Below are 12,100 nucleotides of genomic sequence, written 5' to 3' on the forward strand. Positions count from 1 at the left end.
CAACCACCTACGTTCTGACGGGGAATCATCGAGAACGATGTCAGCGACGGGTCGCTCTGAATACATCGACCGGGTGGGGCACCCGAGGGACGCCGTCGGCACCGGGCACCGATACCGCCGCGAGGTAGGCCCGCACCGGCTCGTGCAGCTCGGGCGTCAACCGGGCTTGCACCGCGAAGTCCAGCACCTCGTCGCTCGCGGCGGAAAGATCGACCAGCGCGTCGAGAGTCACTGTGTCGTCGAGGACGATCTCGGCGTCGACGAACGCTTTCTCGATATCTGCGCTGAACCATTGCCGATGGCCCTCCAGCGGAGGAGCGAGTACTTCGACGAGTGCGTTGAGCGCCGCCGTCGGCGCAATCGCCACCCACAGTTCGCCGCCGGGTCGCAGCAGGGCGAGCGCGGCACGCAACGTAGCTCGTAAGTCTGCGACGTAATACATCGAGTGCACGAACATCACGACGTCGAAAGTCTCGTCGACGGGTGCGTCGTCGAACGATGCAACGTACGCGTGGGCGTCGAGTTCGGCGGCCTCGAGCGCCGCCATAGTGGCGGCGAAGAGCTCGGTACTGCCGATCCAGGGGTCGATGCCGACGTACCGGACCGTACGGCCGGGTGCTCGCAGCACCAGGCCTGCTGCGAGCCTGGCATCGAGCGAGCCGTCTCCGCAGCCCACCGACAGCACCGAGAGCGGTCCATTCCCCATCCCGGCCAGCCGATCTGCGAAGTGCTGGGCGATCAGACCGCGCTGATCGGAGAGCATCTCGAAGGCGGCGTGGTGCTCGGCGTAGGACTCGGGCGGCAGGCCCGCCAGCGCCTCGGCCCCACGCCGCATCGCCCGCAATCCGTCGATGAGCGCGACGGCAGTGTCGGTCGGCGAATTCGGAGCTATGTTGGACATTGGACCGAGTCAACCACGACGCCCCGGCCGGTGCGTCGGAGTCGGCTTCCTAGGAGGAATCTCGTGAGCAGCGGAGACACAGCCGAACGCAGTCTCGAGCACTGGAGCGAGGCGGGCCGCACGGGTATGGAGGCGTTCTACGCTCTGGCCACCGAGGACTATCACCAGCTGGCGTTGGCAGCCGATTGGCCGACGCTGCTCGCCGGCCGGGCTCACGACGGCTGGTCGCTACTCGACGTGGCCTGCGGCAGCGGTAAGTTCCCCACTGCGCTGCGCCGTTACACCGACCTGTCCGCGGTACCCGAGGTCGCCTACGACCTGCTCGACCCATCCGAATTCTCGGTGGCCGAGGCGCGCGGAGCTCTGGCCGCACCTTTCGTCGCCCGGCACGATCTGGTGATGACACTGCAGGATCTGCCCGCCGATCACGCAGGCTACGACGTCGTGTGGGCCACCCACGCGCTCTACGCCCTTCCGCCCGCCGAGTTGGATGCCGCAGCCGAAAGATTCGTGGCCGCACTGACTCCCGGTGGTCTCGGTCTGGTCGCGCAGGCCACGGAAGCCTCCCACTACATCGCGTTCTACGATGCCTTCCGCGCCGGCGTGCGCGAAGCAACGCCGTACACGACGGCCGAGCAGGTGCGCGACGCGCTGATCCGCGCGGGTGCGGACGTGCGCGATCAGCGCGTCTCCTACACCACCAGAACGTCCGATCGCGCTGTCGCCGAAGGCTTTCTGCAGCGGTGTGCCTTCGACGACTCCGTGTCCCTCGACGAGATGGAGGCGGCCCCAGTGCTCGGTGACTACCTCGCTTCGTGTCGCGACGCGTCCGGTTCCTACACCTTCTCGCACGAGGCGGCCCTGCTGTGGCTCTGAACAACCCTGCCACCAACGAGCTTCTGCCCGAACGCAATCGCGAGGGCGGAATCGACCAGGACTGGGCGGGCAACGACCAGGACTGGTGGGACTGGTACGTCACGCTGGCCGCCAACGACGCCGCACCCGCCGAACTCGTCGACGGCCCTGGACTGCCGGATGTCGAGGCCGCCACGGACGAACAAGTCGAGCACGAACTTGCCGAGCCCTACGATCTCGACCCGGCTGCCGTCGACGCATTTGCGCGACACGCCTTCGTGCGGCTGCCCGCGGTGTTCTCGCCTGCCGTCGTACGTCGACTCGCCGAGCGCCTCGAGGAGTTACTGCGAGCCGAGCACGGCGACGACGTTGCGGGCCGGTTCACTGCGCTCGAGCAGATGTGGCTCCACGACGACCTGATGCGTGCCGTGGCGCTGTCACCGCGGATCGGCGGCCTGGCCGCGGCACTGCTCGACGTGCCTGGCGTTCGGCTGTACCACGACAATGCGCTGTCCAAGGAGCCCGGCTGCGGACGCACACCGTGGCACCACGACGCCGAGCACTTCCCGTTGCAGACCACCGACGCTGTCACCGCCTGGATGCCGATGTCGGCCATTCCGGGCCCGATGGGTCCACTGTCGTTCGCGCGCGGCCGGGACGTTCTCGGCGAAGTCGCCGACCTGGAATTCGACAAGGTCGGCACCTCCTACGACGAGGCCGTCACCCAGCGCTTCCGCACGCGCAACGTGGCGGTGGAGTCCGAGCCGTTCGCCGTGGGAGACGTATCGTTCCACTCCGCGCTGTGCTTCCACACCGCAGGCCCGAACCGGACGACACAGCCGCGTCGCGCACTGGCCACCACCTACTTCGCCGACGGCACCCGCGTCGTCGAGTCGCCGACCCTGATCAGCGGCACCTGGCGCGAATTCCTCCCCGGCATCGAGCCCGGTGGCCTCGCGAACTCCGAGCTCAACCCGGTGGTGGGCCGCCGCTGATTCGCAGCCGATTCTGCATCGGCAGCAGTTTGAGTGGACGTGCGTACACTGAATCCGGTGGGGACGAAACCTGGACCGGGGAAGAAATCTCGGCGCACACAGGAGTGGGGTGAGCTCGGCGAGCTCACGTTTCGCGAGTTGGCGTCGGCTGCGGGTGGCGTTCGCGCCGTCCACTCGGCGATTGCACGACGCACGTTCGCTGCCGTCAAACACGGCATCGGCCCCGCCGCCCTGCCGACACAACTGATGCACGACGCGATCGCCGCCGGCACCTACGCGAGCATCGCGGCCGCCTGCACCGGCGCAGCCAAGATCGTCGGTTCCCTGACCGACGGCGACGACGTGACCGAGGACGACTCGCGGCCGTCACCGTCGCACACCAGCCGTGGCGCGCAAACCATCGCCGTTCTGAACGGTCTCATCGGCGACGACATGGAGAGAACAGCCCGGGTACTGGCCCATCCGATGTCGATTCGAGTCGACGGACGCCCCGTACCGCCGGCGTACCGAGCGTTGGCCGCGGGGTTTCCCACAGCGGGAGCGCACCTAGTGGTCTTCGTTCATGGGCTGGTCGAAACGGAATACGCATGGCGGCTCGGTGGGCGGCCCACATATGGAGAGCGGCTGGACGCCGAAGCCGGGACGGCCTCGATCTTTCTGCGCTACAACACCGGACGGCGAATTGCGTCGAATGGCGTCGATCTGTCGGACTTGTTGGAACAGCTCGTACCGGCGTGGCCCGTCCGGGTACACCGGATCACGTTGGTCGGACATTCCATGGGCGGGCTGGTCTCACGCAGCGCCGCTCATCACGCTGCCGAAGGCGGTCGACGATGGGTGGATCTGCTGACGGACGTATTCACTCTGGGGACACCACATCTGGGCGCGCCACTTGCTCACGGCGTCCACGTCGCCGCGGCCGCAATGGCACTCGTACCCGAGACCCGGCCGTTCGCGAACCTACTGGCGCGTCGAAGTGCCGGTATCCGTGATCTGATCCACGGAGCGATCACCGACGAGGACGGTCATGCTCGGTACACCGACAGCTTCGATGTCGGTGCAGCCATGGACATCTCGGTTCCGGAACGGGTGCGTCATCATCACGCGTCCGCGGTCGTCACCGGAAGTCCGCGCAACCCGGTCGGAGTCTTCGTGGGTGACGGTCTGGTCCGTACCGACAGTGCCGGAGGTCGAAACAAGCTCCGCAACATAGGACTTCGACCGGACGACGGTCTGGCGATCTACAGTGCTCACCATTTCACCCTGCTCAACGACGAGAGGGTGTACAGCTGGATGCGGCGCAGCCTGGTCGATAACACTGCAGATCTCGGCCCGGGATTCTGATTCACCAGGTCTGCTCGCGTCGGTTCGCCCGGCTCTACCCGAGTACCGAGGTCAGCTCCGGCCGCTTGGCCGTACGACTGTCCCCCGAGGAGCGTTTACGGATTCGACGAGTCAACCACGGCGCGAGGAACATCCCGGCCCAGGTGAGGTCGGCGCGAACTCGGGAGTGCAGGCGCGGGCTGGCGAGCGGTGCCAACGGGAGATTCCATGCGTCGGTAGCGCCCGGTAGACCGAGGGCGTAGGCGGCGGCCGCAGCGAGTCGCGCATGTCCCGTCTCGTTCAGATGCAGTCGGTCCCAACTCCATAGCCGAGGATCGGAGGCCACGTCGTGCTTCTCGAGGTCGATCACCACTACATCGGATTCGGCTGCGACTCTGCGAATCTCGGCGTTCAGCTCGGTCATACGCCTGGCGATGACGGTCCTTCCGGGGACCGGGTGAGCGAGGCGGGGAAACGTCATGGTGATCACGGTGCAGTCGGCCGCTCGGAGCGCGGCGAATATTGCGCCCACTTCACCTGCCACGGTCCGCGCATCGAACTGCGGACGCAAGATGTCGTTGACACCGGCAGCGACGGACGCGACCGTCGGCTTCAACGCCAACGCAGCCGGCAACTGCTCGGCCTTGACCTGCGCAGCCTTACGACCACGTACCGCGAGGTTGGCGTAGACGACCTCGTCTGCACTCTCGGCCATGTGCTCGGCGAGCCGATCGGCCCAACCACGAAAGCCCGTTTCGTCGTTGCCGTCGTTCAGCCCTTCCGTCTGGCTGTCGCCCAGGGCTACGTATCGCAATTGTTTCGTCCGATCCACCACGTCACCGCTCTTTCACTCGCCAGCAATATACAACAAATTGTCTAATGCCTGGCCTGCCCGCCACCTCGCGACGGGTACTGTGCTGGATCATGTCGCTACGTGATGCCGTGCTCGCAGCACTGGTCGACGGGGAGATGTCGGGTTACGACCTGTCCAAGGCGTTCGACGCAACCGTCGCCAACTTCTGGACCGCCACTCCTCAACAGCTCTACCGCGAGCTCGATCGAATGGATCGAGACGAGGTGATCTCGGCGCGACTGGTCGAGCAGGACGGTCGACCCAACAAACGCCTGTTCAGCCTCACCGACAAAGGACGGACAGCGCTACGCCAGGTCAGCCATCGGCAACCGAAACTTCCTGCGATCCGCGACGAGCACCTGGTGGCGATCCACGCTCTCGAAGCCGGCGACCTGGAGCCGATGACCGAGGCGATCCGAGAACGAATGCAGCTGTCACGAGACAAGCTGGCCCGGTACGACCGGATGGCGCACCGCCTGCTCGACGGACGTACCGAGACCGAGTTCCTGGCCACCGCCGATCGCATCGGCCCGTATCTCACCCTGATGCGCGGACGAATGTTCGAGGAGGAATCGCTTCGCTGGGGTGCCCGCGTCCTCGAAGTACTCGACACCCGCGCTGGACGCCGATGATCCCGCCGAACACCCGTTCATAGTCGCAAAGTTGTGTAGTGTTCGGTCACCAGCCTAGGGTGCCTCAGGCCCTGGCCCCACCCAGGAGATGACGCGTGCAGCAGTTCCGACAGGCCGTCGAGGCCAACGATCACGACGCCATGGCCGCCACCCTGGCCGACGACGTCGTCTTCAGCTCCCCCGTCGCATTCAAGCCGTACCGCGGCAAGGAGCTGACCGCGGCGATTCTGCGCGCCGTCACGCGCGTCTTCGAGGACCTTCGCTACGTGAAAACCGTCGAAGACATCGGCGGCCGTGATCACATCCTGTTCTTCGAGACCCGCATCGACGACGTGACCGTGCACGGCTGCGACATCCTCCACCTGAACTCCGACGGCCTGATCGACAATTTCACCGTGATGGTGCGTCCGCTGTCGGCTGCGCAGGCACTCTCGAAGGCCATGGCGACAGAATTCGCCGCCGAAATGGGCTCGATGACTCCCGCGGAGAAGCAAGACAAGCAGTGATACCGGGCTTCTGGAACGATCAGAGCCGCGCACCTCTGGGTGCGCGGCTCAGATCAGTATTGGGTGACGGTGTTCGCCAGTGCGCCTCTCGGCAGGTGGCCGCTCGTAGCGGCTGATGGTTGGTACCCGGGGCATTGGGATCGAACACCGTCGATGGAGTCAACCACGACTCGTCTACTCGTATTCCGCGCCGCGGCGATGTGATGGGCCCGCGGTTGCGCATCGATGAACTGAATCCACGCCCCCAATCGGAATCGACACCTCCTCCGCGGGGTGCGGATTCCGACGAAGGGCGTAGATGCGGGCCGTCCGCTCGATTAGCTCCCCCGTTTCGGATACCTGACTCCCATCGGCGTCGGGTATCCGAAACCGAGGAGCCGATCCGAGACGAAAACGCAGAAACTCCGATCCCAGGGACGGAATCGGAGCCAAGAGAGCCTCCTAACGGGATTGAACCGTTGACCGCTCGCTTACAAGGCGAGTGCTCTACCGCTGAGCTAAGGAGGCAGTGAAGCGAGCCAAGCATACCGTTCAACGGACGCTCAGCGACAACAGGTACCTTGTCGGTGGATCACCCCAGCAACGTAAAGACGGTCATGACTTTCCTGCAAGACCTGACGGCTTCGCTGAGCCGTCTCACCGGTGAGCGTCGGGCCACCATCGATACACCGACCGCCGCGCCGTCACCTCTTCGCCCAATCGATCTGACCGACGACGCGACGGTCGCCGAGGTCCTCGAGCTGGCGGTTCGCGTCGGCGAGGTGTTGTTGGCGTCGGGCACGTCTGCGGTGGATACGGCGACGCAGGTGCAGTTCATCGCCGCGACGTACGGCCTCGCACGATGCGATGTCGACGTCACGTACAACTCGATCACGCTGAGCGCACATCGCGGTCCGACGCGGCCGCCGGCATCGACGATGCGCATCGTCCATTACCGCTCGATGGACTTCACGCGGCTGGCTGCGGTCGACCGCCTCATTCGCTCGGTGCGCGTCAAGGTGGTCCCGGCGAGCATTGCGCGTGACCGCCTCGACGAGATCACCTCGGCCCCGCACCCGTACAACCGGTGGATCGCGACGTTCGCGTGGGCCGGGATGGCGGCAGCGATCGGTGTATTGCTCGGCGGCGGCGCATTGGTCGCGGTCGTCAGCTTTTTGACGACGATGGTGATCGACCGAATCGGCCGAGTCCTCAATCGCGCCGGACTGCCCTTCTTCTTTCAGCAGGTGGTCGGCGGATTCGTCGCTGCTACCCCGGCGATCACTCTGTACAACTTTCAGGAACAGCTCAATATCGACATCTCACCGTCGGTGATCATCGGTGCCGGGGTCACGGTGCTGTTGTCGGGGCTCTCGCTCGTCGGCTCGGTGCAGGATGCGATCACCGGGGCACCGATCACCGCGTCGGCCAGATTCTTCGAAGTGTTGATGATGACGGGCGGCATCATTGCCGGCGTCGCCACGTCGCTGCGGCTGGCGGCCCTGATCGGGAGCGATCTGCCGCAGATCAGCAACCTGCCTCCCCCGGACATCACACAGGTGCCCACCAAGGTCCTGGCCGGCGCGGCCGCGTCACTGTTCTACGCGCTCGCCTGCTACGCCGAGCGGCGCGCACTGACGGCAGCGTTCATGGGCGGCTTCGCGGGCGCACTCGTCTACTTGATGTCGCAGACGTTGGCTGTGGGTCCGATCATCGCGTCTGCCATCGCGGCCACGGTCGTCGGATTCGCCGGTGGTCTCCTCGCACGTCGAGCGCTCATACCGCCGCTCATCGTCGCCGTCGCCGGCATCACTCCGTTGCTACCCGGTCTTTCGCTCTACCGAGGTCTGTACGCGATCCTCAACGACCAGTTGCTGCTCGGTATCAGCTCGCTCTTCGCGGCGTTCGGCATCGGCTGTGGCCTGGCTGCGGGCGTCACATTGGGTGAGTGGGGTGCCCGAACATTGCGTCGCCCCCGGATCCTGGCACGCACCGAGGAACTACTGCGCCCGACGCTTCGCCGCAGAGAAGAACCGCGCCGACCGACGGTACGTCGGCGGCGCGGTACGAGTCCTTCGTAGAAGGCGGAACTCAAGCCTCGGTGCTGGGGGTTCCCTCAGCACCTGCGCGGGCAGCTGCGTCGGCCTCCATGGCCTCACGCAGGCTGCGCGGACGCATGTCGGTCCAGTTCTTCTCGACGTACTCCAGGCACGCAGCGCGGGTGTCTTCACCGAAGACGACACGCCACCCCTGAGGGACCTCGGAGAACGTCGGCCACAGCGAATGCTGATCTTCGTCGTTGACCAGCACGAAGAAGCGTCCGTCTTCGTCATCGAACGGGTTGGTACTCATCTCGCCTCACTCGTCGCGAACGTTTGATTGGTAAGTCTGCACCGTGAGGTGCCACACGACCCTAGCAACGCAGGTCGTGCTCAGGTGGCGTCAGGCCTTGAAGAAGTCGAGCAAGTGCGCATTGACGGCCTCGGGACGCTCGAGATATCCGTAGTGCCCAGCGTCCGCGATCTCCACGTATCGAGCCCCCGGAATCGCGTCGGCGAGCTCCTTGCCCAGGTAGGCGGGGATCATCCGATCGTCGGCGAACCCGACCGACAGACACGGCACCGACACTGCCCGGTAGGCGTTGGTGCGATCGAAATCGTCGTCCATGCCCAGCTGCGCGCGCACCCCGGCGGATGGTGAGGATGCCGAGAACTCGAACAGGTCGAGCCAATCGCGAGCCGTTCGCGCATCACGCAACGTAGCGGGCGACAGGTTCATCACCGCCGTCACCGCGGCCGAGTACGTCCCCGGCAGCTCGACGCGCTTGTCGTACAGCGCCCGCTCACCCTGGGCGAGCGTCTTCTGAAACTCGTCGACCCGCGCGTGCCCGGCCAGAAACGCCGCCTTGCGAACCAGATCGGGACGCTTCAGAGTCAACTCCTGCGCGACGCGAGAGCCCATCGACGTTCCGACGACGAACGCCTTCTCGGCACCGTCGCGGACCAGTTCGATCAAGCCCTCGGTGTCCGCGACCATGGCGTCGATGGTGATACCGGTTGCACTTTCCGACGACGGCGCGATACCGCGGTTGTCGAAGGTGCACACCCGGTAGCCGGCCGCCAGGAGGGCCGGTACCTGATGCAATTCCCACACTCGGCCGGGACTGCCGGTGCCCATGATCAGAACTACCAGGTCGCCACTGCCCTTGACCTGGTAGTTCACGTCGATGCCGTTGATCTTTGCGATAGGCATACGTCTCCTCACTGCTGATTCGTTCGTCGGCGATCGTATCGTCCGAGGTCGACGTGGGGTTACTCGAACACCCAGTGGGTACCTGCAGTTACATGACTGACGAGAACGTAGCGGGCGAAGCACGCAAAGGAATGCTCGACGGGATCAAGGGCAAAGCCAAAGAGGTCGTGGGCGCTGTCACCGGCAACGACTCGTTGACGGCCGAGGGCCAGTTGCAGGCCGCTCAGGCTCGCGAACGCAAGGAGGCGCAGGCCACCGAACGCGTCGCCGATGCGCAGGCCACCGAGGCCGCTGAGGAGCTCGCCGACGTGCGGACTGCGGCAGACAGCCGACGCGAGGCAGCGGAAGAGAACGCAGCAGTTGCCGAGGCGAACGCAGATCGCGTTCGAGAGACCCAGGTGGCCGCGGCCGAGCAGAACAAGCGTGAGACCGTGGCGCAGGAACGAGCGGCAGCCGAGGTCGACGCAACGGCCGAACAGATCGAAGCGACCGAGGAGCGCAAAGCCGAGCAGGCCGCGGCAGATGCGGACGAAATGGTAGCTGCGCAAAAGCACCAGGAAGCGCTCCTACAGGCCGAGGCCGACCGCAAGAAAGCCGAAGAGCTTCGCAACCAGGCTTGACCCACTACTGCTGATCTAGGAGTTCGACTACATGAGTGTTTTGGCCCTTCCACTGACCATCCTGAGAATTCAGTACAAGATCGCACGAATTCCGTTGCAGCTCATCGAGACCAATGTCGTCGTGAAGATGGATGCGGAATCACCGGCGCGGCTCGCCTACGAGCACACGCTCGGATCACTCGATCGCGCCGTCGGAAATCTGTTGGGAGACAGAAGCCTTGCCGATCGCGGCGAGACTCTGGTCGACAGCACCGAGAACCGCGCCGAAGCAGCACGCCTGGACGCCGAGGCACGTGCGAAGAAAACTGCCGCGGACGCCGACCTGAAGACGGCTCGTGAAACCGCCGAGCAAGACCGGCGAGCCGCCGACGCCGCAGCCCAGGAAGCCGCCCGCGACGCGCGACAGGAGGCCGAGCAGCGCAAGCGCGAGGCCGCCCAGGAAGCCGAACGCGAAGCGGCTGCCAAGAAGAAGAAGGCGGACGAGCAAGCTGCCGCTGCAGCCAAGGCAGCCGAGGACCGCAAGAAGACTCAGCAGGCTCAGGTCGACAAGCAGGAGAAGTTGGCCGCAGCACCGTCCGAGGCCGAATTGGCCGAGGCTGCAGAGCGATCCGAGGAAGCCGACGCCAAGAAGGACGAGGCAGAGCGCATCGAGAAGCTGTTCATCGCGGAGAAGAACAAGGACTGACAGCCCGATTCTCTCGAATCGAGCTCAGCTACAACCCCTTCCAGCCCCGCACCGTGTTCTCGGTGCGGGGCTGGTGCGCGCTGCAACCGTTGGGTGCCACACTCCGAGAGCATCGACCGGGGCGCACCAGCGAAGCCCGACTGCCCGGTTTACTGTAGGTTCGCCGAACACATCGACGAGGAGGGTAGATGCGCATGCGACAAACGGGAACCGAGTCCACTCGACTTATCCATGCCCGGCAGAGACTCTCGCCACTGTTCGCCACTCTGGTGATCTTCGGCGTTCTTGCCATCCCGCGACTGGATCTGCCATGGGCCGGCATCGCGGGCTGGGGTCTGGCAATTGTCGCGGCAGCGGCCTGGCTTTTCACAGCTTTGCGGCCACAGCGGTCCAGCCAAAAGAGCTAGGTCATGCGCGCAGCGACATTCAGCCGAGGACACGAGCGAGGAATGCGTCGATGTTCTCCCTCACCGTCGCCGTGCGGGTGTCGACGTCGAAGTCCTCCTTGAACTGTCGTCCCAGGGCCGGTGTTTTCTTCTTGCGTGCGTACAGAGAACATGCGAGATCCGAGCAGATGTAGGTACCGACGGTGTTGCCGCGTCGCCCGGACTCCCCCGCCTTCGCAGCGGCCATCAGCGACACACCGCCGTTGGCATGGGTGGTGAGACAGATGCTGCACATCTGCGCGGTGCGGGGTCCACCTGCCTTGTATCGCAACGCAATTCCCCGGAGTCGATCTTCCTGCGGTACGACGATGTAGCTTCGTCCCGCCAGCTTCGGGTCGCCCCAGCCGAGGAAATCGAGATCCTCCCACGGCGTTTCGTCGAACATATCGGGGAGGGAAAGCCGAGTGGCGTCACCCTTGGACGAGTTGACGAACGACGATCTGATGTCGCGTTCGGAGATCGGCTTCATGGTTCCTGCCTCCATTGCCGTAGGAGTGTGTCGATTCCGTCGAGGATTCGGGCCCACGACTCTTGTGAGTCGGGTGCACTGTGAGCGAACGAGCCGGCCGCTTCGAGGCTGGCGAAACCGTGAAAGACACTGCCCAACAATCGAACAGCGTGCACCTGATCGGCCTCGTTCAGGTGATACCCACGAAGAATTGCCTTCATCATCGCCGAGTGCCGCACCCCGGCACTGTTGATCGCCGTCTCGTGGTCGAGAGGAAATTGGGTCGCCGCGTACCGGCCGGGATGTTCGCGCGAATAGACCAGGTACGCGTCGGCCACTGCTACCAACGCGTCCTTGCCTGCCCTGCCCGCCAACGCTTCTGCCACCCGGTCGGCCAATTCCTCCAACGCCAGCAGAGCGATGCCGACATTGAGCTGATGCGCGCTCTTCAGATGCGAATACAGACTCGCCACTTTGACGTCGAAGCGTCGCGCCAACTCACTGGCAGTCACGCGATCGAAGCCGACCTCGTCGGCCAGATCCGCTCCTGCTGCCACGATGCGCTGCGCGGTCAATCCTGCGCGTGCCATGTCGGCCTCCTCCAT

At 65.0% G+C, this 12,100-nt stretch carries 15 protein-coding genes and 1 tRNA gene; 9 read left to right on the forward strand and 7 right to left on the reverse strand.

What is annotated here, in order from left to right:
* Positions 1-40 precede the first annotated feature (40 nt).
* Complete coding sequence (locus JLZ96_RS09320) at positions 41-901, reverse strand: methyltransferase domain-containing protein (protein WP_201009906.1); 861 nt, start codon at positions 899-901, stop codon at positions 41-43.
* A 63-nt stretch (positions 902-964) separates the two neighbouring features.
* Here JLZ96_RS09320 and JLZ96_RS09325 point away from each other — a divergent pair, with 63 nt between their 5' ends.
* From JLZ96_RS09325 to JLZ96_RS09335, 3 genes are read left to right on the forward strand one after another with little or no spacing between them, the layout of a single operon-like run.
* Complete coding sequence (locus tag JLZ96_RS09325; protein WP_201009907.1) at positions 965-1,777, forward strand: class I SAM-dependent methyltransferase; 813 nt, start codon at positions 965-967, stop codon at positions 1,775-1,777.
* Positions 1,768-2,751: a phytanoyl-CoA dioxygenase family protein gene (locus tag JLZ96_RS09330; protein ID WP_201009908.1), complete on the forward strand. Its 984-nt coding sequence runs from the start codon at positions 1,768-1,770 to the stop codon at positions 2,749-2,751. The genes JLZ96_RS09325 and JLZ96_RS09330 overlap by 10 nt, the downstream gene beginning before the upstream one ends.
* A 57-nt stretch (positions 2,752-2,808) precedes the next feature.
* Positions 2,809-4,095, forward strand: a complete 1,287-nt coding sequence (locus tag JLZ96_RS09335) for a triacylglycerol lipase (protein ID WP_201009909.1) — start codon at positions 2,809-2,811, stop codon at positions 4,093-4,095.
* A gap of 34 nt (positions 4,096-4,129) precedes the next feature.
* Here the strand turns inward: JLZ96_RS09335 and JLZ96_RS09340 are convergent, their stop codons facing one another.
* Positions 4,130-4,909 carry an SGNH/GDSL hydrolase family protein gene (locus JLZ96_RS09340; RefSeq protein WP_201009910.1) on the reverse strand — a complete coding sequence of 260 codons (780 nt, stop codon included), beginning with the start codon at positions 4,907-4,909 and terminating at the stop codon, positions 4,130-4,132.
* A gap of 89 nt (positions 4,910-4,998) precedes the next feature.
* On the opposite strand from JLZ96_RS09340, the gene JLZ96_RS09345 reads away from it, so the two are divergent.
* Both JLZ96_RS09345 and JLZ96_RS09350 read left to right on the forward strand, forming a co-directional pair.
* The gene (locus tag JLZ96_RS09345) at positions 4,999-5,559 is read left to right on the forward strand and encodes a PadR family transcriptional regulator (protein ID WP_201009911.1); all 561 of its coding nucleotides are present in this window, start codon (positions 4,999-5,001) and stop codon (positions 5,557-5,559) included.
* A 95-nt stretch (positions 5,560-5,654) separates the two neighbouring features.
* On the forward strand, positions 5,655-6,065 hold the full coding sequence (locus tag JLZ96_RS09350; protein ID WP_201009912.1) for a nuclear transport factor 2 family protein: 411 nt from the start codon (positions 5,655-5,657) through the stop codon (positions 6,063-6,065).
* Between the two features lie 435 nt (positions 6,066-6,500).
* Here JLZ96_RS09350 and JLZ96_RS09355 read toward each other — a convergent pair.
* Positions 6,501-6,572 (reverse strand) — tRNA-Thr (locus tag JLZ96_RS09355).
* A gap of 89 nt (positions 6,573-6,661) precedes the next feature.
* Here JLZ96_RS09355 and JLZ96_RS09360 point away from each other — a divergent pair.
* Positions 6,662-8,125 (forward strand): threonine/serine exporter ThrE family protein, encoded by a 1,464-nt coding sequence (locus JLZ96_RS09360; protein WP_201009913.1) that lies wholly within the window; start codon positions 6,662-6,664, stop codon positions 8,123-8,125.
* A 10-nt stretch (positions 8,126-8,135) separates the two neighbouring features.
* On the opposite strand, the gene JLZ96_RS09365 is transcribed toward JLZ96_RS09360, so the two are convergent.
* Positions 8,136-8,396, reverse strand: a complete 261-nt coding sequence (locus tag JLZ96_RS09365; protein ID WP_027495672.1) for an MbtH family protein — start codon at positions 8,394-8,396, stop codon at positions 8,136-8,138.
* 90 nt (positions 8,397-8,486) lie between these two features.
* Positions 8,487-9,296 (reverse strand): alpha/beta fold hydrolase, encoded by an 810-nt coding sequence (locus JLZ96_RS09370; protein ID WP_201009914.1) that lies wholly within the window; start codon positions 9,294-9,296, stop codon positions 8,487-8,489.
* 92 nt (positions 9,297-9,388) lie between these two features.
* Between JLZ96_RS09370 and JLZ96_RS09375 the strand changes: the two genes are divergently transcribed.
* From JLZ96_RS09375 to JLZ96_RS09385, 3 genes are all read left to right on the forward strand, one after another.
* Positions 9,389-9,916, forward strand: a complete 528-nt coding sequence (locus JLZ96_RS09375; protein WP_032367327.1) for a hypothetical protein — start codon at positions 9,389-9,391, stop codon at positions 9,914-9,916.
* Between the two features lie 31 nt (positions 9,917-9,947).
* Positions 9,948-10,601, forward strand: coding sequence for a hypothetical protein (locus JLZ96_RS09380; RefSeq protein WP_201009915.1), 654 nt, complete (start codon positions 9,948-9,950; stop codon positions 10,599-10,601).
* 188 nt (positions 10,602-10,789) lie between these two features.
* On the forward strand, positions 10,790-11,008 hold the full coding sequence (locus tag JLZ96_RS09385; RefSeq protein ID WP_201009916.1) for a hypothetical protein: 219 nt from the start codon (positions 10,790-10,792) through the stop codon (positions 11,006-11,008).
* A 19-nt stretch (positions 11,009-11,027) separates the two neighbouring features.
* Here JLZ96_RS09385 and JLZ96_RS09390 read toward each other — a convergent pair whose 3' ends face one another.
* Entirely contained in the window at positions 11,028-11,516 is a 489-nt protein-coding gene (locus JLZ96_RS09390; protein WP_201009917.1) for an FBP domain-containing protein, read from the reverse strand.
* Entirely contained in the window at positions 11,513-12,085 is a 573-nt protein-coding gene (locus tag JLZ96_RS09395) for a TetR/AcrR family transcriptional regulator (RefSeq protein ID WP_094651188.1), read from the reverse strand. Before JLZ96_RS09395 ends, JLZ96_RS09390 begins: the two co-directional genes overlap by 4 nt.
* Between the last annotated feature and the right edge of the window lie 15 nt (positions 12,086-12,100).

The sequence above is a fragment of the Rhodococcus sp. NKCM2511 genome (assembly GCF_014905595.1).
GTDB classification, from domain to species: Bacteria; Actinomycetota; Actinomycetes; order Mycobacteriales; family Mycobacteriaceae; genus Rhodococcoides; species Rhodococcoides fascians.

Bases quoted from the DNA above. Each gene is read 5' to 3' on its own strand.
- JLZ96_RS09320 (WP_201009906.1), bottom strand. From the start codon at position 901: ATGTCCAACATAGCTCCGAATTCGCCGACCGACACTGCCGTCGCGCTC.
- JLZ96_RS09345 (WP_201009911.1), top strand. From the start codon at position 4,999: ATGTCGCTACGTGATGCCGTGCTCGCAGCACTGGTCGACGGGGAGATG.
- JLZ96_RS09360 (WP_201009913.1), top strand. From the start codon at position 6,662: ATGACTTTCCTGCAAGACCTGACGGCTTCGCTGAGCCGTCTCACCGGT.
- JLZ96_RS09365 (WP_027495672.1), bottom strand. From the start codon at position 8,396: ATGAGTACCAACCCGTTCGATGACGAAGACGGACGCTTCTTCGTGCTG.
- JLZ96_RS09370 (WP_201009914.1), bottom strand. From the start codon at position 9,296: ATGCCTATCGCAAAGATCAACGGCATCGACGTGAACTACCAGGTCAAG.
- JLZ96_RS09375 (WP_032367327.1), top strand. From the start codon at position 9,389: ATGACTGACGAGAACGTAGCGGGCGAAGCACGCAAAGGAATGCTCGAC.
- JLZ96_RS09380 (WP_201009915.1), top strand. From the start codon at position 9,948: ATGAGTGTTTTGGCCCTTCCACTGACCATCCTGAGAATTCAGTACAAG.
- JLZ96_RS09385 (WP_201009916.1), top strand. From the start codon at position 10,790: ATGCGCATGCGACAAACGGGAACCGAGTCCACTCGACTTATCCATGCC.
- JLZ96_RS09390 (WP_201009917.1), bottom strand. From the start codon at position 11,516: ATGAAGCCGATCTCCGAACGCGACATCAGATCGTCGTTCGTCAACTCG.
- JLZ96_RS09395 (WP_094651188.1), bottom strand. From the start codon at position 12,085: ATGGCACGCGCAGGATTGACCGCGCAGCGCATCGTGGCAGCAGGAGCG.